Source organism: Bifidobacterium thermacidophilum subsp. thermacidophilum DSM 15837 (assembly GCF_000426425.1).
In the GTDB taxonomy this organism is placed as follows: Bacteria; Actinomycetota; Actinomycetes; order Actinomycetales; family Bifidobacteriaceae; genus Bifidobacterium; species Bifidobacterium thermacidophilum.
In genome coordinates, this window is the sequence record NZ_AUFI01000007.1 from 1 (window position 1) to 26,579 (window position 26,579).

Annotated in this window: 20 protein-coding genes and 1 other RNA gene; 5 read left to right on the plus strand and 16 right to left on the minus strand. The window is 61.9% G+C overall.

The genetic code is table 11. The annotated features are described in order from the left end of the window. On the plus strand, window positions 1-948 hold a 948-nt coding region (locus tag K315_RS0102435; RefSeq protein WP_029576030.1), incomplete at its 5' end, for a type IV pilus twitching motility protein PilT. Window positions 949-2,382: 1,434 nt separating this feature from the next. On the opposite strand, the gene K315_RS0102440 is transcribed toward K315_RS0102435, so the two are convergent. The 4 genes from K315_RS0102440 to ptsP all read right to left on the minus strand — a co-directional run bounded on the left by K315_RS0102440 (window position 2,383) and on the right by ptsP (window position 8,431). Continuing rightward, window positions 2,383-3,906 carry a formate--tetrahydrofolate ligase gene (locus K315_RS0102440; protein ID WP_029576031.1) on the minus strand — a complete coding sequence of 508 codons (1,524 nt, stop codon included), beginning with the start codon at window positions 3,904-3,906 and terminating at the stop codon, window positions 2,383-2,385. Window positions 3,907-4,234: 328 nt separating this feature from the next. Then, a complete protein-coding gene (locus tag K315_RS0102445; RefSeq protein WP_029576032.1) occupies window positions 4,235-5,848 on the minus strand; it encodes a C69 family dipeptidase in 1,614 nt (537 codons plus the stop codon). Between the two features lie 188 nt (window positions 5,849-6,036). Next, entirely contained in the window at window positions 6,037-6,588 is a 552-nt protein-coding gene (locus K315_RS0102450; RefSeq protein ID WP_029576033.1) for a YbhB/YbcL family Raf kinase inhibitor-like protein, read from the minus strand. A 193-nt stretch (window positions 6,589-6,781) separates the two neighbouring features. Further along, complete coding sequence (gene ptsP, locus K315_RS0102455) at window positions 6,782-8,431, minus strand: phosphoenolpyruvate--protein phosphotransferase (RefSeq protein ID WP_029576034.1); 1,650 nt, start codon at window positions 8,429-8,431, stop codon at window positions 6,782-6,784. A gap of 253 nt (window positions 8,432-8,684) precedes the next feature. Here ptsP and K315_RS0102460 point away from each other — a divergent pair, with 253 nt between their 5' ends. Together K315_RS0102460 and K315_RS0102465 are read left to right on the plus strand one after the other, a co-directional pair. Continuing rightward, on the plus strand, window positions 8,685-8,948 hold the full coding sequence (locus tag K315_RS0102460) for an HPr family phosphocarrier protein (RefSeq protein WP_029576035.1): 264 nt from the start codon (window positions 8,685-8,687) through the stop codon (window positions 8,946-8,948). A 309-nt stretch (window positions 8,949-9,257) separates the two neighbouring features. Continuing rightward, window positions 9,258-10,316 (plus strand): LacI family DNA-binding transcriptional regulator, encoded by a 1,059-nt coding sequence (locus tag K315_RS0102465; protein WP_029576036.1) that lies wholly within the window; start codon window positions 9,258-9,260, stop codon window positions 10,314-10,316. Between the two features lie 274 nt (window positions 10,317-10,590). Here K315_RS0102465 and K315_RS0102470 read toward each other — a convergent pair whose 3' ends face one another. The 10 genes from K315_RS0102470 to rpsF form a co-directional block, all read right to left on the minus strand. Beyond that, complete coding sequence (locus K315_RS0102470; protein ID WP_029576037.1) at window positions 10,591-11,742, minus strand: DNA polymerase III subunit delta'; 1,152 nt, start codon at window positions 11,740-11,742, stop codon at window positions 10,591-10,593. After that, the gene (gene tmk, locus K315_RS0102475; protein ID WP_029576038.1) at window positions 11,739-12,458 is read right to left on the minus strand and encodes a dTMP kinase; all 720 of its coding nucleotides are present in this window, start codon (window positions 12,456-12,458) and stop codon (window positions 11,739-11,741) included. The genes K315_RS0102470 and tmk overlap by 4 nt, the downstream gene beginning before the upstream one ends. Then, entirely contained in the window at window positions 12,458-15,442 is a 2,985-nt protein-coding gene (gene topA / locus K315_RS0102480; RefSeq protein ID WP_029576039.1) for a type I DNA topoisomerase, read from the minus strand. Before topA ends, tmk begins: the two co-directional genes overlap by 1 nt. 77 nt (window positions 15,443-15,519) lie before the next feature. Next, on the minus strand, window positions 15,520-17,040 hold the full coding sequence (locus K315_RS10655) for a phosphatase PAP2 family protein (RefSeq protein WP_239645891.1): 1,521 nt from the start codon (window positions 17,038-17,040) through the stop codon (window positions 15,520-15,522). Window positions 17,041-17,584: 544 nt separating this feature from the next. Continuing rightward, window positions 17,585-17,681, minus strand: an RNA gene (gene ffs / locus K315_RS10130) — signal recognition particle sRNA small type. Between the two features lie 62 nt (window positions 17,682-17,743). Next, the gene (locus tag K315_RS09870) at window positions 17,744-19,240 is read right to left on the minus strand and encodes a polysaccharide deacetylase family protein (protein ID WP_029576042.1); all 1,497 of its coding nucleotides are present in this window, start codon (window positions 19,238-19,240) and stop codon (window positions 17,744-17,746) included. Between the two features lie 721 nt (window positions 19,241-19,961). Then, window positions 19,962-20,408, minus strand: a complete 447-nt coding sequence (rplI, locus tag K315_RS0102500) for a 50S ribosomal protein L9 (protein WP_026650709.1) — start codon at window positions 20,406-20,408, stop codon at window positions 19,962-19,964. 16 nt (window positions 20,409-20,424) lie between these two features. Then, window positions 20,425-20,673: a 30S ribosomal protein S18 gene (rpsR, locus tag K315_RS0102505; protein WP_015449763.1), complete on the minus strand. Its 249-nt coding sequence runs from the start codon at window positions 20,671-20,673 to the stop codon at window positions 20,425-20,427. Window positions 20,674-20,726: 53 nt separating this feature from the next. Beyond that, window positions 20,727-21,371, minus strand: a complete 645-nt coding sequence (locus tag K315_RS0102510) for a single-stranded DNA-binding protein (protein ID WP_015449762.1) — start codon at window positions 21,369-21,371, stop codon at window positions 20,727-20,729. 106 nt (window positions 21,372-21,477) lie between these two features. Beyond that, a complete protein-coding gene (gene rpsF, locus K315_RS0102515) occupies window positions 21,478-21,771 on the minus strand; it encodes a 30S ribosomal protein S6 (RefSeq protein WP_015449761.1) in 294 nt (97 codons plus the stop codon). A 263-nt stretch (window positions 21,772-22,034) separates the two neighbouring features. On the opposite strand from rpsF, the gene K315_RS0102520 reads away from it, so the two are divergent. After that, on the plus strand, window positions 22,035-23,048 hold the full coding sequence (locus K315_RS0102520; protein WP_029576043.1) for a ribose-phosphate diphosphokinase: 1,014 nt from the start codon (window positions 22,035-22,037) through the stop codon (window positions 23,046-23,048). A gap of 305 nt (window positions 23,049-23,353) precedes the next feature. After that, window positions 23,354-24,448, plus strand: a complete 1,095-nt coding sequence (gene asd, locus K315_RS0102525; RefSeq protein WP_029576044.1) for an aspartate-semialdehyde dehydrogenase — start codon at window positions 23,354-23,356, stop codon at window positions 24,446-24,448. 652 nt (window positions 24,449-25,100) lie between these two features. Here the strand turns inward: asd and K315_RS0102535 are convergent. Further along, a complete protein-coding gene (locus tag K315_RS0102535) occupies window positions 25,101-25,667 on the minus strand; it encodes an ACT domain-containing protein (protein WP_029576046.1) in 567 nt (188 codons plus the stop codon). Window positions 25,668-25,775: 108 nt separating this feature from the next. Further along, the gene (locus K315_RS0102540) at window positions 25,776-26,546 is read right to left on the minus strand and encodes an aspartate kinase (RefSeq protein ID WP_015449757.1); all 771 of its coding nucleotides are present in this window, start codon (window positions 26,544-26,546) and stop codon (window positions 25,776-25,778) included. Between the last annotated feature and the right edge of the window lie 33 nt (window positions 26,547-26,579).

Here is a 26,579-nt window from a genome sequence, read left to right on the forward strand (position 1 = left end):
GTCTGGGATAAGGAGCGGACGTTGGCTGCGGTGCAGGTGATGACGACGGATGAGGAGTTGCAGCGGTTCGAGCAGGAGCTCGAGTTGGATGTGTCGTTCGCGATCGGTGACCTGGTCAGGTTCCGTGTGAACGTGTACCAGGATCGTAACGGCGTGTGCGCGGCGTTGCGTACGATCCCGTTGGAGATCAAGACGGTCAACCAGTTGGGCCTGGACCAGAGGATCGCGGACCTGGCGCTCCTGCCGCGCGGCCTGGTGCTGGTGTGCGGGCCGACGGGTTCGGGCAAGTCGACCACGCTGGCCGCGATCGTGGACAAGGCGAACGCGGAGCGGCACGACCATATCATCACGATCGAGGACCCGATCGAGTTCGTGCACCGGCACAAGAACTGCGTGGTCAGCCAGCGTGAGGTCGGCACGGACACGTTGAGTTTCGCGGAGGCGCTCAAGCACGCGTTGCGTGAGGACCCGGACATCATCATGGTCGGCGAGTTGCGTGACCTGGAGACGATCAGCACCGCGTTGACGGCGGTGGAGACCGGTCACCTGGTGTTCGCGACCCTGCACACGCAGGACGCGGGCTCGACGGTGGACCGTCTGATCGACGTGTACCCGGAGAACCAGCAGCAGCAGATCCGCGTGCAGGTCGCGTCCACGTTGCGGGCGGTGATCGTGCAGACGCTGCTGCCGAAGGCGAGCGGGCACGGGCGTGTCCCGGCGACCGAGGTGATGTACGCGACGCCGGCGATCAGCGCGCTGATCCGCGAGGGCAAGACGCACCAGGTACGCACGCAGTTGCAGTCGGGCGGCGACCTGGGCATGCACACCCTGGACCAGGACCTCGCGCGGCTGGTCAACCGCGGCGACGTGCAGCTCGACGTGGCCGAGCAGCGGTGCCAGGACCGCAAGGAGTTCGAGAAACTCGTCCAATCCCGCGTCGCCTACTGAGCCGCGGCGGTAGGAGCCACGTGTCTCCTACCGAGCCCCGGCGTCTGAGTCCCTAGCGGCGCCCAATCCGGTTTCGGCCCCCGTCCACACCATGCGGGCGGGGGCCGAACCATACCCCCGGCAACCCGGACCGTGGTCGTACGCGCCAATCCTCACAAACCGACGCCCCCAGCCCGCCAACCAACCAAATCCAGCCACCCGAACCGCCATTGTGTGAGCGAATCCTCACACAATGGCCCCCTCACACCACGAAATCAGCCAACCCCAACAACTCCACCCGGTGTTATGTGAACCAAGCCTCACACAGACACCACCGGACACCACCGAAACCACCACCCACCGCAATCCGACCCGCCACCGTGCAAGCCAATCCTCACACAATGACACCCCGACCCCACCAAGCCAGCCGATTCCGCCAGTCCGCCCGTCACCGTGTGAGCAAATCCTCACAAATCGACGCCCGGAACAATCATCGGGAAATTAGCGCATGTCCCCACATACGCAACACAACAGAACCCACGCACACCACGCTCACCGACGCAGCCAACCCCACCACCCGCATGCGCCGACATACGAATCACGACACATCGGACGACAAACTCTGGCCGAGCACCACCAATCATCATGGCCCGTATCCGCCGGTATGCACAACCCAACACATCAGCCAACAAACCCTGTTACCAAGGCCAGCAACCATCGTGACCCGCATGACACCACATACGCAACGCGACGCATCACATATCCAGTCTCCGCCAACCCGGCGATATGTGAGCGAATCCTCACACAGTCGCCCACCGGATCTACTGCATCGGACAAGGACTCGGGCGCACCTTGATGACATCCACCACGGATCCGACTCTGCTTCTGCCGACGCTGAGAACACTGTCAGCGTCGGCAGACGGTTACACAGACAACATGGGTAGGACGGAGCTTCACTCCAAATCGGCCAAGGCTGTGGCTTTCGGAGCCATCCGCGCACGGGTGAGACGGTGAACCGCCACGGCTCTTCGGTGATTCCGGGCTATTGCCTCGTAATGCGGGAATCGATACCGATCCGCGCGGGTGAGCACCAGTCAGGTGTCCGAGTCAGACCGCCGCCGGCTTGGGCAATCACTACACCGCATAAGAAACCCCGCGCACCAATCGGTACGCGGGGTATTCGTCACTCGTCAGGGTGTCGGCAGACTGGTTCCGGGTCGTCTGATTCCAGTCCCGTGTCAAGCGGTGACGCGAACAGGAATCAGACGTAAAGCATAGACTCGATGGCGTAACAGCGGCGCCGTGAGTCAAGCGTCCAACCCGCAGACCGGTTCGCGGACAACGGACTCAGCACACCTGATTCAGTCAAGCGACCAGTCCACACACAGCCGGCCTACGAACAGCCCGTCTGCAACGTCCACAGCCGACCCGCAAACAACCAGCCCGATCTGAGCGTCAGACGATCTTCGGCATCGGCGTGGTCAGCAAGGTGGTCAGATTGACCTGCACCAGACCGGCGCCGGCATGCACCTCGACCTTCTTCAGGGTCACGGTGCGCTCGTCAGCAGGTGCGGAATCGTTGTCGGTCATTGTGGCCGGAGACTTCACAGCAACCAGCGCAAGATCATTCAGGCTGAATCCGGCATCAGCGCACAGTTGCTCGGCCGCAGCCAGCGACTCGTCGAAACCGTCGCGCTTGACGACACGCTCGGCGGGCACACCGTACGCATTGCCGGCAACCCAACGAATGTCATCGATCAGCGGCATTCCCTTGTGGCTGGCCGGGCTGGCCGGAGCCTTGCCGTCGCCAACACCCAGCACATCAACGAATGCATCGAGCTGCGGAGCCAGCGCCGCACCGCCGTCACGGAACAGGTTGCCGATGATCGGGTCGCGGAACTTCAGGTCCTTCGCGGTCGCACGCAGCGAATCAATCTGATCGTCTTCGCCGCTCCACAGGTTGATCAGCGGGAAGGTCGGGATGTTCAAGCCTTCGAGACGCTGCACGTGGAATGGATAACGCCACTGCAAGGCCGGGTCGTCGCGCCAGGTGGTGGCACGGGTGACCACAACCGCGGCGGACGGCCATTGCGCGCCGTACTCGCGGCAGGCGATATCCAGCCACTTCTGAGCGCCCGCGTCGGCGCCATAACCGGCTTCGACGATGACGACATCATGCAGTGTGCAGGCGAGTTCGACGGACACGAGCGTCGGGATGCCGATGGACACGTTCGCGAACGGACCGCCGTGCACATACACCGGCGAGCCGTTGACCGTCTCGGTGAGGGCCGGCTTGACGGCATCGCCCAGAATGCCGGTGATGCGCCACAAATCGGTGAATTCGCCGAACTTGACCGGCTTGCCGTCCTTCGTGCCGGCGATCATGGCGGCGACACGCTCGGCGATTTCGTCCATGGAACGGGAAAGCACGACAATCTGCATCAGCTCGCATGTCGGGGTGAGCACCACGCGTTCGGCGACATTGTTCTTGCCGGCGTCGACGACGATCTTGCGCAGCGAGCGGGACGGGACCTCGGAGACGCGCGGCACCAGCACGGTGTCGAGCTTGCCTTCATCCACGGCCTTTTCGGCGAAGGAGACGAGCAGGTTCTGCGCGGCCTCGATCGCGGCCATTTCACCGCACAGACCCCAGTCGATGAGTTCCGGGTGGGTCAAGGACGCCTTGCCGCCGCCGGACGCGCCGCCCTTGGAACCGGCTGCAGTGATGCCCATGCTCGGCTGGCGCAGCACGGCGGTCGCGTCGATGCCACGTGCACGCAGCGCGTCAATCAGCGCGATGGTGGTGGTGGTCTTGCCTTCGCCGCGGGATGCCTTCAGCGGCGTGTCAGCGGTGACGAGCACGATTTTGCCGTGTTTGCGCGGCGCTTCGGGATGCGTCTTGAGATAGTCGAGGTAGCCGTACGCATCGATCTTGCGGACCAAGCCGTACTGGCGTGTGTAATCCTCGATACCGGTCATGGGGTCTCCTTACCTGTCGGTGATACTGCACCGTCGGCGGCCGCCGACGGCAAGTCTGGTCGGGCAAGTCCACACTGTAGACGCGCTGCTACAGCCACAAGCAAGAAACCATGCGCAAGCCCGCGTTGCGCACGTCTTCACTATAATCGATGGCCCTGTCAGCAACGCCGGGTTGTCCGGAAAACAGACAGCGCTTATGGCGAACAGGCAGATACGGAAAACCCGCGTGTCGGGGCGTGGTCATGTCTACACCACAGACACGCGGGCTGGCTGACGCAGCCGGGAAACCACGGCATTTCCGCGGCATGGCCACGGCAGCAACCGTAGGTCAGTTGTCGGAACGGTTGAACCCGTTCTTCATCTTCATGCTGGTGATGTACAGCACGGTGTCGAGCAGCTTGTCGGTCTCTTCCTTAATCTGGTCGGCCATGGTCTGGTTCGCGGCGGCGAGCACGTCGCGCACCTCCTGATCGCGCACAACCTCAATGATCTGGTCGGGCTCGAGCGGCTCCACATCGCCATCGAGATTGTCCGCTTCGAACTCGTCCTCCAGCTGCTTGGCCTTCGCCTCGTTCTCACCGCCGAGACGGGACACCTGCTCGTCGGTCGCGGCGATCAGACGGTGGGCCATACCGCCGGTCTTCTCCTGATAGCGTTCCACAGCGTTCGCGGTGTCGGAGAACGCCGCATCGCACAGCGCCGCGATAATGCGATTCTCCCAGTAGAAGTTCTCGGAAGTCACGCGGGTAGTCGTGTCCTCGAAGTACTTCGGGGTCGTATCCACGTTCGGGAAGAACGGGACCAGTGTGTTGAACGGGTTGGAACCATAGGCAATCCACTGGATTGCGCGGTTGGACTGCGGACGGTACGGACGGATCTGCATGACCGACAGCTGGCTCTGACGGTTGATGCCAATCGTGCGGTACATATGCCGGGTGTGTTCGTCGCCCAGATGCCCGTACGGATCGAACGGCGTGCCCTGATAATGCGAGCTGAGCACGTATTTCACGTCCTCGATGGTGATCTTGCGCTCCGGCTGGCGGGCCCACGGGATGTCGTTGCTTTCCGGCGTATGATCCGCGTCCTTGCCGTCCCACACCTCGTCATACGGGTTGAGGAAACGCTGCATGTACCATGCGCGCGGCGTGTTGTACACGTGGTCGGAATCCGAATGGGATCCGAACGCGTCACGCGGGTTGAACGGCGAGGTCGATTCGACGGCGAGGTCGAGATGGTTGTGCTCGATGAACTCGGCAAGATCGGCGGAGCACATATGGCTCTCCTGATCTTCCAAAGCGTCGTCCAGATCGAACTCGTCAATGCCCAGCTGGTTCGGCATGGTCACATACGCCTCATCAGGCACGCGCTTGGCGATCCAGTGATGCCCGCCGACCGTTTCCAGCCACCAGATCTCATGCGAATCGGAGAAGGCGACGCCGTTCATCTCGTATGTGCCAAACTGCTCAAGCAGCGAGCCGAGACGCTTCACACCTTCGCGAGCGGTTTTGATGTACGGCAGCACGAGGGTCAGGAAATCTTCCTCACCGATGCCGCCAGGGGTTTCAGGCTCGTAGCCGTCCTCGCCGGGCTTGCCTTTGGCCGGGGTGAGTTCGACGAACGGGTCGGCGCCGAGCACGCGTTCGTTGGTGGTCAGCGTTTCGGTGGCGCTCATCGCCACGTTCGCCTCGTTGACGCCCGCTTCGCCCCAGATACCTTCCTTGGTGTCGGCGTTCGGCACGGCTGTGTATTGCAACGGATTGTCCGGAAGATCAACTTCGACGTGGCTGAGCACACTGCGGTAATGCCGCGGCTGTTCGGTCGGGCGAACGACGATGAAACGCTTCGGATTGAATTCGCCGTTGGCGGAATCCTCGTTGCGGGCGATGATGGTCGAGCCGTCATAGCTCGCGTCCTTACCTACCAAAATCGTGGTGCAGGCCATGGTGTTCCTTTCAGTTTTGCCGAATTTCCAAGCCTTCGCGCGTATCCGTCGGTCAGGTCACAAATGGGTCCGCGGTATCTGACGCGGGGATCACGCGATTGAACCGAATGGAACCGGATTGAACCGGTTGCATCGATTGCATCTGTCAAGCGCATTGTGTCACGCGGGCCATACGACAGGCCGGTCGCTCAGGCGCGGCCGGTGAAGAAAGTGGCCCCCTGATCGACCAGGCTGTCCGCCTTGCGCAGGTCGTGCAGCATCTCGTTGAACCAGAATCCCTGATTCAGCCCAGGCAGCTCCTCGCGAGAGGCCCACACCTGCAGCAGGTAGTCATGATCCTTGTCTGGCGGCTGCGGGCCGTTGTAACGCATGGTCACCGCGGGGTTCGTCGCGCCGACAAACTTGCTGGCCGCCGACGTACGCCCTTGCACTGCCTCGGGAATCATCGAAGGCAGGGAGCGGGAGAAATCAGCCGGGATCTGCAGGGCATGCGAATCGTTGAAATCAAACATGAGCGCGTCAACCGGCACGTTGGCGACCACCCAGTGGATCCATTCGAAACCACACACAGGAATGGAGTCCGGATCGGACAATTCCCAATGCAAGAACATCGCGTCAGGTGCGAGGTCGTCGATATAGAAGGGGAAGGAGACAATAGGCGTGCCATCCACGCGGTTCTCGGCGGGCGCACGCTTGGCGAACTCATCGGGCACAACGGTAAAATCAGCGGAAATTCTCATGTCTTCAGTATCGCGCATCGTGATGACGTGCGTGCAACCGCAACAGGCCCAAATACGACGACGGGCCGGCCCGTGTAGGAACCGACCCGAAACCGTCCAGGAACCGACTCATCGGCGATACGCCCTATTGCCCGGTGTAGCGCCTGATGCGCCAAGCCTGATTTCATCGGGCTCGGCGCATCAGGCTGAAGCGTCACTCCGCCGGCTTGTAGAAATCACCGTTGAGTGCCGCGGCAGCCTTTTCTTTGGCCTCCTCGAAGGTGACGGAGGCGAGCTGCGCGCGCACATCGTCCAGTGCGACCGGGGTCATGGACAGCGAGTTGACGCCGATGCCGGCGAGCACGACCGCCAGATCCGGGTCAGCCGCGGCCTCGCCGCACACGCCCACCGGCATGCCGTTCGCGTTGCCCGCGTCGGCGATCAGCTTGATGGCGCGCAACACCGCCGGATGCCATGCGGTCTGGTAGTGGGCCACAGAACCGAGCGTACGGTCGGCGGCCAGCGTGTACTGGGTCAGGTCGTTCGTACCGATTGACACGAAATCGGCGACCTGGGCGACTTTGTCGGCCATCAGGGCGATTGACGGGACTTCGGCCATGACACCGACCTTCTTCAGGCCCTTGGACTTGCCGAGCTTGACGAAGTAGTCGGCCTCCCACTGGTCGGCGACCATCGGGACCATCACCCACAAATCGGCGTTGGTCTGGGCGTCGGCGCGGGCGATCGCCTCGAGCTGGTCCTCAAGGACCTTCTTGTGCACGCGCAGCGTCCGCAGGCCGCGCAGGCCGAGCGCCGGGTTCGGCTCGTCCTCGGGGGTCAGGAACGGCAACGGCTTGTCCGCGCCGGCGTCCAGCATGCGGATCACAACCTTCTTGCCCGGGAAGCGGCTGAGCAGCTTGGCGTACGCCTCGGTTTGCTCTTCGACGCTCGGCGGCTCCTCGTTGCCGAGGAACAGGAATTCAGTGCGGAACAGGCCGACGCCTTCGGCGCCGTATTCGAGTGCCGGGTCGGCATCCTCCGGCTTGCCGACATTGGCGAGCAGCGGGATGAGATGGCCGTCCTTGGTCTGCCCGGGCTTGCCGCGCAGCTCCTTGGCCTTGGCGGCGTTCGCCTTCGCCTCGTGCGCTTCGGCAATCTCCCCGTCGCTCGGGTCGATGATGACGGTGTTCTTCGCGGCGTTGACCACGACGGTCTGCCCGTCCTTGATGTCATCGGCGCCTTGAGCGGACACCACGGCCACGATGCCGCGGGCGCGCGCCAGAATGGCGGTGTGGCTGGTCGGACCGCCCTGGCTGGTGACGATGGCAAGGGTCTTGTCCAAGTCAAGCGCAGCGGTGTCAGCCGGGGACAGGTCCTCAGCCACAAGTACGAACGGCGTGTCACTCTGGGGCACACCCGGAGCCGGCAGACCCATGAGATCCGCGATGACACGCTGGCCGACATCGTGCAGGTCCGCAGCGCGCTCAGCCTGGTAGCCGCCGATGGCCTTGAACATCTCCTCAATCTGGCCGAAACCTTCCAATACCGCGCGTTCGGCGGTCTTACCGCCGGTGATGAGATTCTTGATTGATTCGGCCAACGACGGGTCGGAGGCGAACATGGCAATCGCTTGCAGAATCGGGGCGGCTTTCTTGGTGGCCTCATCGCCGTTCGCGGCTTCTTCGGCACGGCGGTTGAGATCGGCGTTGACGGTATTGAGCGCCTTCATCGCGCGATCGATTTCATCTTCGGCGCTCACACTTGCGTTCCTCGGCGTGTCCGCCGGTTCGGGAAGCGGGGCTGCCATACGGACAACAGGACCGACAGCGACGCCGCGACCGATTCCAACACCAGTGATGACCATGGGGACTCCTTCTGTATCGCCGGCGTCCGCCGGCGGAAATCGTATGGGAGACGCTCACACCATCGCAGGCGTCTCTTTTCTGCAATACATAACTATATATCAGAAATCCGCGACGCAACGCCGGTAAACGTTTTCTATTTTTCAGAAAAACGTGATACGATTATCGACAGAACGCTACAGCCAAGGTTGTGGCGTGCAGCGGGTGCAATGAGCATCCGCATGACATACCGCATGACGCAAAGGAGTGTCTCATATGGCAACCGCAACCCGTACCGCAACAGTCAACGATCCAGTCGGCATCCACGCCCGCCCGGCAGCTGAATTCGCACAGGCAGCCACCGCTTCCGGCTGCGCGGTCACCATCGCCAAGCAGGGCGGCAATGCCATCAACGCCGGCAGCATCCTGTCCGTGATGGGACTGGGCATCAAGCAGGGCGACACCATCGAAATCACCGTGGACGGAGACAACGCGGAAGCCGTCGCCGACAACCTCGTCACGACCCTGATCAAGGACTGACCAAGGAAAAGCCAGGGCTGAGCAGGGGCTGAGGTCAGGCGAATCCGGACCATGCCCCGTCCTCACACACACCCACGAACCAAGTAAGCCGTCCCGTTTTGACAACCGGGGCGGCTTACTGCTATCAGCGCGACGCCGGAGCACTGGTACACCGGGTATACCGCCGATACCGCCGCCACCGGAGCACGGCGGGGCGCAGCCCGGCGAACACGGCTGCACGGCCGACGCCTCAAACCGCTATAATCCACACAGCGGAAAGCATGTTTACGAAAACAAATGCTTTCCTGGAATCACTGACTGGGAGCACACATGGCATCATCACACGGCAAGCAGAACGGCACCTCAATCACGAACGTCGCCGCCCTAGCCGACGTCTCGATTGCCACCGTCTCACGCGTCCTGTCAGGCAGAAGAACCAAAGACGACGACATTGCGCGGCGGGTGCGCAAAGCCGCCCACGAACTCAACTATTCGGTCAACAGCGCCGCCAGCGCGTTACGCAGCGATGTGAGCAACACCATCGCCCTGTCCATGCCGGCGACCTCGACGCTGATGGCCGCAAGCGTGGTCACCGCCGTGAGCGAGGCGGCCAGCACTGCGCACATGCAGCTGCTGCTTGGCATTGACGGCACCGCGGCGGCGCAACATCGACGCATCAAAACGTTCTGCGGGCACCCTACCGACGGCATCATCGTTCTGCCGTGCCCGCGCGCCGGCGTATCCCTCACCTGGGGCATCGCGGCGGACACGCCGATCATCCAGCTGCTGGGATCGACGAATCTGCTGCGACACGATTGGGTCAGCATCGACAATGGCGCTTCCGTCGAATTGGCGGTCACCCATGTCGTCGCACGCGGGGCGGCGTCCGTCGCGTATCTGAGCGATGAGGTCGCCTCCAGCGATGGTGCGGAAACCCTGCTCGCGTTCCAATCCTCACTCAATTTGCTGCACGTGCGCGCCGACAACGAGTGGATCACCATCGCCGATGGAACCGTGCAACGTGGGTTCTCCGACACCATGCGGATGTTCGCCGGCCGTGGGGCGGACCAGACCCCCGAAGCAGTGATCTGCTCGTCATCGGACACGGCGATTGGCGTGCTCATCGCGCTTGGGCAGCTTTCCATCAACGTGCCCGGGCAGGTTCAAGTCGTTAGTTTGCAGGACAACGAGGCAGCAGCATCCAGCACACCCGCATTGACTTCGATGCGTGCGCCTTTGCAGCAAATGGCGGCGGAGAGTCTGCGGCTTATCGCCAACGCTCAGGCGAACGAATCCGACACCGAGGTGGGGGCACGGCTCGGGCGTCATGTGATGTTCCCCCGCCGCGTCATCGCCAGACAATCCACCCGCGAGTCCAACGACGATTGACATTGTTTGGGTTGACGTTGTTTAGATTGACGTTGTTTGGATTGACACGGCCCGAGTTGATGTTGCCCAGGTTGACACCACCTGGATTGACATGCCCCTAGCGTACTTTCGCGCTCGGAAGCGGCAACACCCGTCAAGAACAGCGCCTAGGCAGTAGCAGATCGGTGGACGCAAGGGCGGAAGCATTCCGCGGGAAGGGCGCAAACGGAAGCGCGCCAGAGCGGAAAGGGCGTTACAGCGGAAAACCCTTAGCAGGGCAACACGCCGAGTCGGCTCAAACAAGCAAAGCGCAGAACAACGCCTCGAACACCAGCAGCGGATTGCCGTTGCCCGCGAGTCTGCGACGAGCCGTCGCAATGTCCTCCAGCCTCCGCACGGCATCCCGGCGCGTCAATCTGACCGAAAGCTCGGTGATGGCTGTGCGATTCTCGAGATTGATCAGCCCGACGGCATCATCAGCGTTGTTCTGGATGACGGCGACATCGCGGTACACACTCGCCACAGTGGTCAGCGCACGGTCGAGCACATCGCGTGTGCGTCTGGTGGCACGGCGTTTCAGATCATCCTTCTTGCTGATCGCATGGTAGGCGGAACGCAGCTTGGGCGGAATCCGGTCCTTCTCTCCCAGTCCGTTGACCCGTCTGAACTCGCGTTCATCCTGCTGCGCCTGACGGTCGACATCACTCTGCGCTTGTGCCTTTGCACTGTCGGTCAGCCGTCCGGCGAGCAACACCGCGTCCGACGCCCGATGCATGCCAAGCACCCCGACCACGAGCTCATCGCGGTCGGCAAGCACCTGATCATTGCCAGCGTATAGCCGGGCAATGCCGATATGCCCTTCAGCGAGCCGCGCCGCACGGGACGCCAAGGCGGAATCGACGCCGTCGTGCTGTTCCAGGAAGCGCGCCACCGCAGCATTCGAGGGCACCGCTAGATTCACAATACGCGTACGCGAGCGAATCGTCGGTAACACGTCCTGCGCGCTCGGGGCGCACAACAGCCAAATCGTATGCTCGGCGGGTTCCTCGATTTCCTTGAGCAGCACGTTGGTCGTGCGTTCGAGCATCCGGTCGACGTCTTCAATGATGATGATGCGCCACGGCGAAATGCTCGGCATCTGCTCCGACATGCCAATCAACTCGCGAACTTCGTCAATGTCGATAGTCACTTTGTCGGTTGACAGGACCGTGACATCCGGATGTGTTCCGGCCAACACCAGATGCGCGGCACGCGTCGATTCGTCGCCGAGCCCATGGTCCGGACTCTCCAAAGCCGCGGCGAAGGCCTTGGCGACATTCGAACGCCCCGATCCAGGAGGCCCGCAAATCAGCCATGATTGGGCGATGGCCGCAGGGTCGCCGGCCGCAATCGCACTCAGCTGACTGACCACGGGCTGCTGCCCGACAATCGAATCCCATACACTCATGAGCTGTGTTCCCCCGTCTGCCGTACGTCGCCTGATACTCCCGGAATTCCCGATATTTCTGATATTTCCGGAATTCCCGTGGATGCCGCCGCTCCCCCGAGCAGCTGTCCGGCATCGTTACGAATAGTATTCCAGACGGCCTCGATTCCCTGTGACGCATCCACCACCAGGAATCGCGCAGAATCCGCACGAGCGAGATTCAGGAATTCCTGACGGGTGCGACGCTGGAAATCATAGCCTGCAGATTCCATCCGATCCTCACCGTGGGTGAGTCGCCTATGCGAAACCTGCGGATCGACATCGAGCAAGTATGTGCGTCGCGGCAGCAATCCGCCGGTCGCCCACATGCTCAAACCCCGCACATCATCGACGGTCAGTTCCCTTCCCCCCGCCTGATACGCGAGCGAAGAGTCGAGATACCGGTCAGTGATGACGATATCGCGGCGTTCCAACGCCGGAACGATAATCTCCGCTACATGCTGGGCACGGTCGGCGGCGAACAGAAGCGCTTCCGTCCTGGGGGCGATATCGCCCCCGTGCAGCAGCATAGTGCGCAATTGCACGCCAAGTTCGGTCCCGCCGGGTTCGCGCGTCACCACGACGTTTCTACCCAATCCCGCGAAATAGTTGCGCAGACGTTCGACCTGCGTGGTCTTGCCCGCCCCGTCAACGCCTTCGAAGGATATGAACAGGCCTGCTGGGGCGTGTGTGGTCATTACTGCTCCTTCGTGGCGGCTGCGCTCTTCGTGCTGCGCTTCGTTCCGGATGCCGATGAGCTGGCGCCTGCGGTTTTCTTCGTGGTGGTCTTCTTGGTTGCGGTCTTCTTGGTTGCGGTTTTCGCTGTAGACTTCTTCGCCGTCGTCTTCTTGGCCGTCGTCTTGGAACCGGACTTCGAAGCACCACGTCGGGTGCGCCGCTTGGACGGGCCCGCAGCACGTTTCTCGGCGAGCAGTCGGAACGCCTCCTGCGGATCGATTGATTCGGGCGTGTACTGCTTGGGCAGCGTGCGATTCGTCTCACCGTCGGTGATATACGCCCCGTAGAAGCCGTCCTTGATAGTCACGGGCTTGCCGGTCTCCGGATCGTTGCCGAGGGTACGCAGCGGCGGTTTGGCAGAGCCACGGCCGCGGCCACGCCCATACTTCGGCTGGGCGAATAGCTCTTGGGCTTTCGCCAAATCCACAGTGAAGATCTCGTCCTCACTGCCCAACGACCGCGTCTCGGAACCGCCATCGGCCGTGGTCTTGGTCAGATACGGGCCGTAACGACCGTTGCTTGCGGAAATGGTCGCCTGCTTGATTTCGCCGGTCTTCGCATCTGTCTCCTCGACCGTACCGACGACACGCGGCAGACTCAGCAGCTGCAACGCCTGCTCCAAGGTCACGGTCTCAGGCTTCATCGACTTGAACAACGACGCCATCTTCGGTTTCGGAGCGCTGCTCTTCTTGCTGCTTTTGGCCCCTGCCGCCTTGCTCTGTGCATCCTGCGACTGCGGGATGGTCAGCGAGACATACGGGCCGAATCGGCCGTTGCGCACTTCGACAATGCCGCCTGTCGCCGGATCGGTGCCCAGTTCACGCGGACCGCCGGCGTTGCTTTCGATCAGCTCATGGCCTTTCTCGACGGTCAGCTCGTCGGGGGCGAGCGTCGGCGGCAGGGATGCCCGCTTGGGATTGCCTTCGGCATCCAGATGATTCATATCCTCGAGATACGGGCCGTAACGTCCGACGCGCACATGCAGGCCGTCACCGATTTCAATGGTGTTGATCGCACGGGCATCAATCTCGCCCAGCTGCGCGACCTGCTGTTGCAAGCCTTCATGCGCTTCATCGGCGTTCGCCGCCGCACCGTCGCCGGACCCGAAATAGAAGCGGGTCAGCCACTCCTTGCCGGTCTCCTTGCCACGGGCGATGCGGTCGAGGCCATTTTCCATATCCGCCGTGAACTGGTAATCCACATACTTGGGGAAATTCGTTTCCAGCAGCTTGACCACAGCGAACGCAAGCCATGAGGGAATCAGCGCCCGGCCGCGTTCGTACACGTAACCGCGGTCGATAATCGTGGAGATGATGCTCGCGTAGGTGGACGGGCGGCCGATTTCCTTGGCTTCCAAAGTCTTGACCAGCGAAGCCTCCGTGTATCGTGCCGGCGGCTGCGTCTCATGGCCGTCCGCCTTGACATCGTCGGCGGCAAGCACGTCCCCTGGTTGCATCGGCGGCAAGGAGACGTTTTCGCTCTCTTTGCCCGACTTGCCGCGCGTCGCGAGCGGCGCCCCGCTTGCCGAAGCTCCGCTCACAGAGGTGGACGCCGATTGCGCGGGATGCTTGCCTTCGCCGGTCGCCCGCATGAATCCAGGGAACTCGATAACCGTGCCGGAGGCCTGGAACACCGCCTCGCCGCGGGACCCGGCGGCCGCGTTCAAGCGCACGGTCGCCGTCGAACCGGTGGCGTCGGCCATCTGCGATGCCAAGGTGCGCTGCCAGATCAGCCGGTAGAGTTTCGCTTGGTCCGCAGGCACTTTACGCGCCACATCGTCAGGATCGCGGAAGCTGGAACCCGCCGGACGGATGCATTCGTGCGCCTCCTGCGCGCCCGCGGTCTTGGTCGCGTACTGTTTCGGGGCGTCGGAGAGGAATTTCTTGCCGAAGTGGAATTCGACAGCGTTGCGCGCCGCGGCAATCGCCTCTCGCGACAGAGTGACGGAATCGGTACGCATATACGTGATGAAACCGTTCTCGTACAGTCCCTGCGCGGCCCGCATCGTCTGGCGGGAGCTCATGCCGAGCCGGTTGCCGGCCGTCTGCTGCAAGGTGGATGTGGTGAACGGCGGCAGCGGACGCCTGCGGTACGGTCGGGATTCCATCGACTCCACAGTGAATGGCGCTTCGCGCAACGCCTGCGCGACCTCAGCGGCACCTCCGGCGTCCAGCTGGCAGACATTGTCCGCGAAGCCCGCCGGCGTGAGCTTGCCGTCCGCGCCGAAATCCTTGGATGTAGCGAGTCGTTTACCGCCGAGCTGCACCATACGCGCGTCAAAGCACACCGGTTCGCCTTCTGCGCCCGGCGCCGACAGCGTCGCCACGACATCCCAGTAGGGGGCCTTGACGAAGGCCATACGCTCGCGTTCCCGCTCGACGATCAGGCGCGTGGCCACCGACTGCACGCGGCCGGCCGACAATCCCGGACCGACCTTGCGCCACAGCACTGGCGAAAGCTCGTAGCCATAGAGACGGTCAAGCACACGCCGGGTCTCCTGCGCGTCCACCATATGGTCGTCAACATCTCGAGTGTTGGTCAACGATGCCTTGATCGCCTCAGGCGTGATTTCATGGAACACCATGCGCTTGATGGGGACCTTCGGCTTGAGGGTCTGCACGAGATGCCATGCAATCGCTTCGCCTTCGCGATCCTCATCAGTTGCCAGATAGAGCTCGTCGGCGTTTTTCAACGCGTCCTTGAGCTGCGACACGGTTTTCTTCTTGTCAGGGCCGACGATGTAATACGGCTTGAATCCGTCATTCACATCAACGCCGAATTTGCCGAATTTGTCCTTCTTCGATGCGGGTACCTGGCTTGGCTGGGCAAGGTCGCGAATATGACCGACCGATGCGAGCACGGTATATCCATCCCCGAGGTATCCCGCGATTTTCTTCGCTTTCGTCGGAGACTCCACGATAACGAGCTTTGTGCCGGCTGTCATTGCCCCTCCTTACGTACTGCTTACGGAACGCCATAATACTCACGGCGTATGGTCAACGCCGTATCTGGTGTGCCGTGCTACTTTGACGGCGGGGCCGGCGGGGCGCCGACCAGACCGAGTTTTGTCAACGGTGAAGCGGTGAGTTGGCGCATCGCGAGCACAAGCCCGAATACCAGCATCGACACGCCGCACACCAGCATGGTCGTCGCCGCGCAGGCGCCGGATTGCGTCCAGCTCGCGCCCAGCGAAAGCCCCGGTTCAATCTGCCACACGAGATACGCCCCGTACAAGCTGACCATGATGCCACCGGTGATCATCACGCTGCCGACAATTTGGATACTCGCCGAAGCCGAACGGGTGCCGATTTCATCCATGCCGGATGTGCGCGTGCAGGCGAGCACCAGCAACGCCCATCCACCGACGATCAGCAGGCTCATCACCACATCCGTAGGGCGATGCCACTTTCCGGCGACCAGGGACAACGCAACGAGCAGCGTATAGGCCGAACCGACTGCGGCGCACGCGGCACGCCAAGCGCGAGGCACCGCGCACACCAGGACCACGACAGCCGCTGCGGCGAGCAACGTATGCCCCGATGGCGCAGTATTGCTGGCTGAAGAATTGATATTCTGCAGGTACGGGCGAGGCAGGACGCCCTTCAACAGCGAAGACCCGTAGCACAGGCCGGCGAATACGACCAGCTGGCCGAGCAGCCACCACCGCTTGCGGACCGCGGCGACAACGATTCCGACGAGTGCGAAGACGACGCTGATGGCGATCACCGTACTCGACACCGCGAGCAGATGCACCAGCGATCGCAGCCACGACGGCAGCGAGGTGTTGAGTCGAAGCCACACTTCGTCATCGAAATTCTGCCCGTTTGCCGTGCGCACGCCAAGCCACCACACGCCAGCGGCCGCGGCGAGCAACAACAGCCCGAACACCACGCACAGAATTCTGCTGGACAGCCGCGGGTGGACGGCGAGCGGGTCAAGTCGGGCAAGACCTGAATCCATGCCTTCGACCGTGAGATCGCTATCCGCCGAGGCTGCAGCCTTTGCTGAAACCACCGGGGAACTTGCTGATATTCCGGCCAATAATCCGGAGTCTGCGTTATCGCCGGCACCGGTGAGCGCGCCTGCATTGCGTCCGCGTTTGGATGACGGAGACGCTTCAAGCGGGTCGGACGGCCAAAGATTGCGCATGCGCGCATCGGCCAGGTCGCCGGCATCGGCATCGTCTGGAATCGGCGCGAACATCGGTTTCGTTGGCGTCCTGGGCGTTGTCTGGCCCTGCGCGTCATCGGTCTGTGGGAACAGCATGGACGACTTGGGGTGCTGCAGCTGCTGCGATTGCTGTGATTGTACCTGCTGCTGCGATTGCTGCGGGGCTGTCTGAGATGGGCCAGTAGGGCTGGACAGGCGTTCTGATGCCCCCGACCGGGACGGTGAGTGTTCCGCGGACTGTTCCGCGGTATCCGTGTGGACGATATCTCCGCGACCGGAGGCGGCATCGTGCGCGGGTTGCGATGAAGCAATCCCGGAAGTGGGATGCAACTGTGCGGACTGGTCTGAAGGCGCGGTATGTATTGCTGGCATCGGAGGCATCGGAGGAACGCGGGGAGCTGGCGGCACCGGTGGCGCTGCAGGTGTCGATGGCGCTGGCGCAGGCGCTGGGTCAGCATATTCCGAAGGCACAGAGGCGGCCGGAGGCGCAGGCGCAGGTACGGCAGGAGGCACGGTCGAAGCCGGTGGTAACACGGATTGCGCAGATGCAGCAGGCGGCTCAGCCCCGCCTTGTGCGGCATTCCGTTCGGGGGCACGAACCGGTTGCATCACGTCCTGTTCCTGCGATCGCGGGTCTTGTGCATTCTCGTCCATAGTCTCTGACTATACCTTCAGCGCTTCTGCACGCTTGCGCAATTCCCAGTGATTGTTCACAACCGCGGCACATCAAGTCAATCAGGACATGTAAAAAGACAGCAGCAGGGATCATGCAATCCGGCGCCGAATTATCCGGAGGTCGTCGACAGCCACCGCCACCTCACCCTCCTGCTTCTACCGACGCTGAGAACCCCGTCAGCGTCGGTAGAAGGTTGAAAGACGACACATTGTCGGGCATCCAGCTTCCGCCGACGAGGAAAAAGAAAAACCTCCGCACACCCGTCAGAGGCCACTTACCCTTGCTGCATTCCTGCCCTGGGGGAGTTGGGTGACGTAACGCCATGCGGAGGCGTATACAAGTATACGCCATGGTCAGGGACAACACGAATCGGCATGGTGGCATCGTGGGACACGCCGGCTACCAGGGGATGATATTGTCGCGCGAATAATACACGTATCCCGGGCGCGGGTACTGGCCTGTCAGTTCTTCGATGGTGACCGTCCTGTAGCCTTTGGCGTGCAAGGCGTCTAGGATATGCGGCAGCGCAGCCGCAGTATGTTCTTGGATGTCATGCATGAGGATGATTGAGCCCGGCCTCGCCTGCGCGGTGACCTTCCACTGGACAGACCGTGCGGATGCGCCTGCCGCCCAATCGTAGGAATCGACATCATACAACGCGATGCCTGCACCAAGATGATTGGCCAGATACCGCCGGCTCGTCTCGTCCGCGGCGCCGTGCGGCGGACGGAGCAGATTGACCGGGCGGCCCGTCGCTTCGCTGATACGCGCTGCAGCGTCATCGAATTCCTGGCGTTCGGTTCCCGCCTGCATAATCGCCGGCAGATCCGTATGCGACATGGTATGGCTTCCCACCGGCATGCCATAGCGCGTGTCATCACGCAGAACCGGGATTGTGGCATCGTTGATTGCCCCGCCAACCGCGAAAAACGTCGCCCGGTCGCCCTTGTCCCGCAGCGTTCGCACGACACGACGGCTCGTTTCGGCTCGCGGGCCGTCGTCGAATGTCAGTGCGACACATGCCATGCGGCCGCAGTCGATGCCACGCTCCGCATTCCTCGCGCGGATGAGCGCGTCCGCCTTCGCGAACAACGTATGCTCGGCATCGGCTAGGGTACGATACGTGGAGCCGGGATTATCCGCCGCAGATGCCGCCTGGGTCAAGGCTTTGTGCAATCCGCTCCTGGTACCGGCATCGCGCAAACCAGTGTTATCCCGATACAACGCGCGCATACCCGGCATGACCGCGCGGATACGATTGACGACCGCCGCCCTGACTTGCGGATCATGTTCGAATACGCGCGCCGCGACAGGCTCGAACGCGCTGTGAATACGCCCGATCTCGGGCCGCAACCGGTTCGACGCATCGCGGAATGCTTCGACATGCTCATGCAAGGCGACCGGCGACTGCTTGGCGGCGCAAGACACTTGAATATCAGTGATTGCGTGCACGGCCATATCGGCTTGACGCCGTTGTTTCGAGGCTTCTGCGGCAACCGTCCGCAGACGTTGTGTCTCACGTGTTCCACTGTTGGCAGTGCGCGATTCGGCGGCATCCCGTGCGGCGAGCGCATCCGCCTGATCGGTCAGCACCGCGACATGCGTGTCAATGAGCCGATACGTGGTCCCCCACTCCACGCAATCCGCCAAAGCACGGCGATACCAGGCGTACGCAGACAAGCATCCCAACAGCACGGCGCTGCCGGCGAACATCATGATGATGAGCGCCGCGACCACGCGCCGGGCGAGCGTTCGGGACGTGGAATGGGATTGAGAGCGAAGTATGGGCGATTGCGCCGGTTGGGGTTGTGACTGGGACCGGGGCTGGGACTTCGATTGCACGTGACCGGCTGATACGCAACTGTGCGTCGGCAGGTCGTCATGGTCTGTCATCATGCCATGTTCCTTTCCCACGTTCCTTCCGGAATCGCCACCGCCGCGATGCATCCCCTTCATACGGCCACGCACGCCTCACGCTCGATACACCATATCCGTTCCGTACGACGCAGCACACTGCGCTGTGTCAAATAGATGCGCCGTGTCAAGTAAGCGCGCTGTGTCAAGTAAATCCACGATGCCGTGACGGTTCGTGCAGACCTTACGATTATCCCATACTCTGATGATTGCTGCAAGGATGCCGGATTGAGGATTGACGAAGGTCCGCAGGCCTAGATCCAAGATCGCAACCCGAAAACAGAATCGGGCCCGGTCACGGACGACCCCACCCCATCACCACGACTGGCAGCACACCGAAAACCGCAGAACACCAACAATCTCACCCACGACCCACGCACACCACACCCCGCCGGCCCGCACCAAATCCAAGATCACACCCCGAAAACCGAATCAGGCCACCGACCCAACCACCCACGACCCACACCACAACAACCACCATCACGGGGCCAAATCCAAAATCGCACCCCGAAAACCGAATCAGGACACCGCACCGACCGCCCACGGCCTCGGCACCACGGTCTTCCACCAACCCAGCCCAGCGACCTTCGCCACGTAACAACACGAAAGCCCCCGTATTCGGGGGCTTTCGCATGCTTAAGCTCAGACTGTTATGACCATGTCATGAGCCGAAATCGGCGGCATGGCCGGAGTCTGGAATCGGTTACTCCGCGACGACCTTGACGGTGAAGGAGGCGGAGATCTCCGGGTGCAGGGCCACGGTGGCGGGGAATTCGCCGGTGGTCTTGATGGTCTCGACCTTGATGGACTTCGGGCTAATCGGAGCCTTGTCAGCAAGGGCGGAGGCGATCGCGTCAGCGGACACAGCGCCGAAGAGCTTGCCGGACTCGGACACCTTGGCGGCGATCTCGACGACCGTGCCCTCGATGGCGGCCTTGGCGGCGACGGCATCCTCGCGGGTGGCGAGGGCCTTGGCCTGGCGTGCGCGCTTCATCGCTTCAATTTGAGCGGCGGCACCCTTGGTCCACTTGAACGCGAGACCCTGCGGGAAGAGGTAGTTGCGGGCGTAACCCGGACGCACCTCGACAACGTCACCGGCGTGACCCAGGTTGGCCACGGTCTGGGTGAGAATGATCTTGGTTTCAGCCATGTCGATATCCTCCTGTTCAGCGACCGGTGGTGGCGTACGGCAGCAGAGCCATCTCGCGGGCGTTCTTCACGGCCTTCGCGATCTCGCGCTGTTCCTGGACGGTCACGCCGGTGATACGGCGGGAACGGATCTTGCCGCGATCGGACACGAACTTGCGCAGCAGCGCGACGTCCTTGTAATCGATCTCGGTGATCTTAGCGGCCTTGAGTGGATTCGGCTTCTTCTTGAACGGCTTGACCGGCGGTTGCGGCCTCTTGCGTGACATCTGATGTTCTCCTTAGTGCAAACTTGATTTACTGCTGGAAGCAAAGTCCGGCGTCAGAACTCGGGTTCTTCCGAATCTCCGCCAAAATCGTCGCTGGATCCGAACGATCCGAAGCTTGATCCCGACTGGCTGGAGCTCGACGTGCCCCACGGATCCGCTGCCGGAGCGGCGGGTGCCTGTTGGGCAGCCGGGGCGACGGAAGCGCCGCCGGTGTAGCCGCCCGAGTAGCCTGCGCCACCCTGGTAGCCACCGTTGCCAGCGAACCCGCCATTACCAGCGTTCCCCGAGTTTCCTGCGAATCCGCCACGATTGCCGCCAGCGAACCCGGAGCCGGAGCTCTGACGGGTCACCTGCGCGGTGGCGTACCGCAGGGAAGGACCAATCTCATCGACCTGCATTTCGACGACAGTACGGTTTGACCCGTCCTGCGCCTGATAAGAACGCTGCTGCAGACGGCCTTGCGCAATGACGCGCATGCCCTTGGTCAAGGATTGGGCGACATGGTTCGCCAAATCACGCCACGCAGAGCAACGCATGAACAGCGCCTGTCCGTCTTCCCACTGACCGCTGTTGCGGTTGTAGGAGCGCGGTGTGGATGCAATGGTGAAACTTGCGACCGTCGCCCCGCTGCCAATGGTGCGCAGCTCAGGGTCGCCGGTGAGATTACCGATGATGGTGATTGTTGTCTCGCCTGCCATGACGCTACCTTCTTACCTGTTGCGGACTCGTCTGTTGCGAATCGGATGTGACCGGACTTGTGAATCGGACGGCTCGTTGAGCCTTGCTTCAGCAATGCTGAACGACTTACTTGTCCTTGCGAAGAATCTTCGTGCGGATAACGGACTCGCTGAGGTTAAGCAGACGGTCGAGCTCGTCACTCGTGGCCGGCTCAGCGGTGTAGTTGACGACAACGTAGTTGCCCTCGGTGTTGCCCTGGATCTCATAGGCGAGCTTGCGGCGACCCCAGTAATCGGTGCCGTCGACAGAACCGCCCTCCTTGGTGACGATCTCCAGATACTGCTCGGTCAGCTTCTTCAGACCGCGCTCATCCAGCTCAGGATCGGCAATGAACATCAGTTCGTACTTATGCGCAGACATCACCCACCTCCTTCGGACTAAAGGCCGTGGACCTTCCACGGCAGGAGTGTGTATGCGACTGCCCGCAGGTGCTGCGGACAACCATGTCAGCATACTCCCGATGCCTGACTTTCGACATGCGTCGCGCGGCACGCCTGATTTGTCGCGTTCTCCCGGATTTGACGCACATCCCGCCTCCGCCCGTACCGTCTTATGCCCCTGCCTTGTTATATTAGGTGATGTTTCAATCCCATCAATCGACCAAAGGGTCGGGAAGGCGCAAGATGTCGGCAATTCTCGAAGGCAAACCGGACAAGCGATTAGCAGTGGTCACGGGACGCGCCTACCCGCAGCTCGCTCAGGAAACCGCCGAATACCTGGGCACGCATCTGCTGGAGACCACCGCATATGATTTCGCGAACGGCGAGATGTACGTACGGTTCACCGAACCGGTTCGCGGCACCGATGTATTCGTCATCCAATCGCATACCGACCCGATTAACAAGTGGCTGATGGAGCAACTCATCATGGTCGACGCGCTCAAACGTGCCTCCGCACGTTCCATCACCGTGGTCGCGCCGTTCATGGGCTATTCGCGTCAAGACAAGAAGCACCAAGGCCGCGAGCCCATCACCGCGCGCCTGATGTTCGACCTGTTCCGCACGGCGGGCGCCGACCGCATCATGACCGTGGACCTGCACGCTTCCCAAGAGCAGGGCTTCTTCAACGGTCCGGTCGATCACCTCACCGCCATGCCGGTGCTGCTTGACTACGTGCGCAGCTCCATGCCGATGGAGAACGCGACCGTCGTCTCCCCCGACGCCGGGCGTATCAAGGTTTCCGAACAGTGGGCCGCGAAGCTCGGCGGCCTGCCACTGGCGTTCATCCACAAGACCCGCGACACTACGCGCCCGAACCACGCGGTCGCGCACGGCATCATCGGCGAGGTCGAAGGACGCGATTGCATCGTCGTCGATGACATGATCGACACCGCCGGCACGATTTGCGAAGCTGTGCGGACGTTGCGCGACGCCGGTGCGAAGAGCGTCACGCTGGTTGCCACGCATGGTCTGCTGTCCGGCCCCGCTATCGACCGACTCAAGGACTGCGGGGCGCGCGAAATCGTGCTTATGGATACCGTCCCCGTGCCCCAGAGCAAGCGCCTGCCCAATATGACCGTCCTGTCGGTCGCGCCACTGCTGGCCGCCGGCATCCGTTCCGTGTTCGAGTCCAGGTCGGTGACCACGCTGCTCAACGGGCTGCCTGACGACATGCGCCCACGCAATATCTATGCGTGATTTACGCGTGAACGAATCCGTGCGATGCGTTCATGCGTGTCTATCCTGCGTGGACAGACACGCATGAACGGACATTTGTAAACGGATGCCTGTGAGCTGATACCTGCGACAACTGGTTCGTGCCACCGCAACGACGCGGTGGTACGAACTGCGCAAAGCCTTACTGCTGAGCCGAAACCGGCCGACCACGATATGAAAACCGGACGCTTGCTGAGTATGCGATCTGCTAGCATGGCTCGCACACGTACACGACCGAAGGTTCGGGCATTGTACTGCGCAGTTACCCTTGCAATCGAAAGGCCATAATGTCACAGAAAATCAAGGTCGGCATTCTCGGCGCAACCGGCATGGTCGGGCAACGCTTCGTCACCCTGCTCGAAAACCACCCGTGGTTCGAGCTGGTCACCCTCGCGGCGTCGGCGCACAGCGCCGGCAAAACCTACGAGGAGGCCGTCGGCGGGCGTTGGAAGATGGAAACCCCGATGCCTCAGTTCGTCAAGTCCATGGTCGTCAAGGATGTGGCGGATGTCGACAGTGTTTCCGCTGATGTCGATTTCCTGTTCTCCGCGGTCAATATGCCGAAGGACGAGATTCGCGCAATCGAGGAACAGTACGCGAAGACCGAAACCCCGGTGGTGTCCAATAACAGCGCGCACCGCTGGACGCCGGACGTGCCGATGGTCGTGCCGGAAATCAATCCGCAGCATTTCGATGTGATCAAGTACCAGCGCAAGCGTCTGGGCACCACGCGCGGCTTCATCGCCGTCAAGCCGAACTGCTCAATCCAAGCGTATACGCCGGCTCTCGCCGCATGGAAGGAATTCGAGCCGCACGAGGTCATCGTCAGCACGTATCAGGCGATTTCCGGCGCCGGCAAGACCTTCAAGGACTGGCCGGAAATGGTCGGCAACATTATCCCGTACATCGCGGGCGAGGAAGCGAAATCCGAGAAGGAGCCACTCAAGGTCTTCGGCCACGTCGATGACGCGACCGGCCAGATTGTTCCGTTCGAAGGCCCGCTGCGCATCACCTCGCAGTGCATCCGCGTGCCTGTGCTCAACGGTCACACGTCCACCGTGTTCATCAATTTCGGGAAGGACCCGTCCAAGGAGGAGCTCGTCGACCGTCTCGTGAACTACACGAGCGAAGCCGCCAAACTCGGCCTGCCGCACGCGCCGAAGCAGTTCATCCAGTACCTCACCGAGGACGACCGTCCGCAGGTGAAGCTGGATGTCGATTACGAGGGCGGCATGGGTATCTCCATCGGCCGCTTGCGCCCGGATTCGATTTTCGATTGGAAGTTCGTCGGACTCGCACACAACACACTGCGCGGTGCGGCCGGCGGCGCGCTTGAATGCGCTGAGATGCTGCACGCGCTCGGCTATATCGAAGCGAAGTAAGACCAGCGTCGGCGAGCGTTGAGAGCAGGTGGACGTCTGTCGGCTGTTGCAGTCCAGCTGCGATGACGGTTGCCGACAACAGCGACGATTCAACAGCGACGATTGCTGACAACGGTAACGGCGGTATTCGTCTTCTCACGTATGTCACGGCATACGCGGGCGGGCGGATACCGCCGTTCGTTGTTGCTACAGCCTGTCCATTCGATCAGTTGCGCATGCCGAGACATACACAACGCAACGCATACGCCAACATTCTGTCACCCAGCGACCCGTGCGTTTGAATCGTGTATGCCGTGACATACGTCATATGCCAAATGCGGCAACGTCCGCCGCATTGGTACGTCAAACCACCCGGTCACGCATGCCAAGACATACACGACGCGACACATACGGCAACGTCCGCCGCCCAGCAGCCCATTCCGTCTAAATCACGCGTGCCAAGACATACACGACGGGCAGAACACACCTGACGCGTCAGACGCACCAGACAATCCCCAACACCCACCCCCAACAACACACAATCCCAAACCACAACAGGAAAGGCCCGCCGCCGGCATACAACCAACGACAGGCCTTCGCCCCATCAACGCCCTGCCGCCCCGAGGCATGAGCATCACCGAGTTTGCGGCTCAGAAGCTCACAGCCCGGCGATTCAGCGACCGGTGCCGCCGTAGACCACGGCCTCCACCTGATCGGCGTCGAGGCCGTAGGCGGTGTGCAGCGCACGCACCGCGTCATCGAGCTGGTCGAGCGGGACCAAAGCCGCGATGCGGATTTCGGACGTGGAAATCATCAGCACGTTGATGCCCGCGTCGCTCAGCGCGTTGAAGAACTTTGCGGCCAAACCAGCGTGCGTCTTCATACCCACGCCGACCACAGCGACCTTGCCGACGCTCGTGTTGACGTCGAAGGACTGGTAGCCGAGCTCGTCATGCTTGTTCTGCAGCAAATCCTGCACCTGCTTGACGGCGGTTTCCGGGACGGTGAAGGAGATATCGGCGGTGCCGGTGGAGGCGCTGGCCTGCACAATCATGTCCACGTTCACGCCGACTTCAGCGAGCTTGGTGAACACCTTCGCGGCCATGCCGGGCTCGTTCGGCACGCGACGCACGGTGACCAGCGCCTCGCTGCGGTCGTGCGCGACACCGGAGATGACCGGGGTCTCGGGACCGAGGTCGGGGAACAGGTCGCCCATGGATTTGTTATCGTTCTCGTTCATTGTTTCCTCGAATCAGTGCAACTTGCGGTTGTGTTGCGGACAGTTGTGTTGGTATGGATATGTCGTGTGTCGTGCGCCTTGCGCAGGCGCCCCGGAATCCTCCGGATGCTATTTGCGCGTAAGGTTCGGCACCGATGCGGGACTGACGCCCTCGGGCAGAATCAGGGTGCCGTTGCGGTGGGAGAAGGAGCTGCGCACATGCAGCGGCATGCCAAAGCGCTGCGCGTATTCGACGCAACGCAGGGCGAGCACCTTGGAACCGCAGGATGACATTTCAAGCATGGATTCGTAATCGATGACCGGGATGCGGCGGGCGGTCGGGACGATACGCGGGTCGGCGGTGAACACGCCGTCAACGTCGGTGTAAATCTCGCACACATCAGCGCCAAGCGCAACAGCCAAGGCAACAGCAGATGTGTCGGAACCGCCGCGGCCGAGCGTGGTAGCGTCGCCGTCCTCATTGATGCCCTGGAAGCCTGCGACGATGGCAACGCTTCCCTTCTCAAGCGCATGGCGGACACGGTCAGGCTTGACGGCGCGAATATGCGCCGCACCGAACCGCGCGTCCGTCATGAAACCGGCCTGGGACCCGGTGAACGAGTACGCATGGGAACCGGCGGAGTGAATCGCCATGGACAGCAAGCTCATGGAAATACGCTCGCCTGCGGTCATGAGCATATCCATTTCACGGGCCGGCGGGGTCGAATCGATGCTCATCGCCTGGTCGATGAGGTCATCGGTGGTGTCTCCCATAGCCGAAACCACTACAGCGACGTCGTTGCCAGCGTTTTTCGTTTCGATGATGCGCTTGGCAACACGCTTGATCGAGTCAGTATCGGCGACCGAGGAGCCGCCGTACTTCTGCACGATAAGAGCCACGATTGTCCTATCTTCTCTAAAGGAATGTCCTGC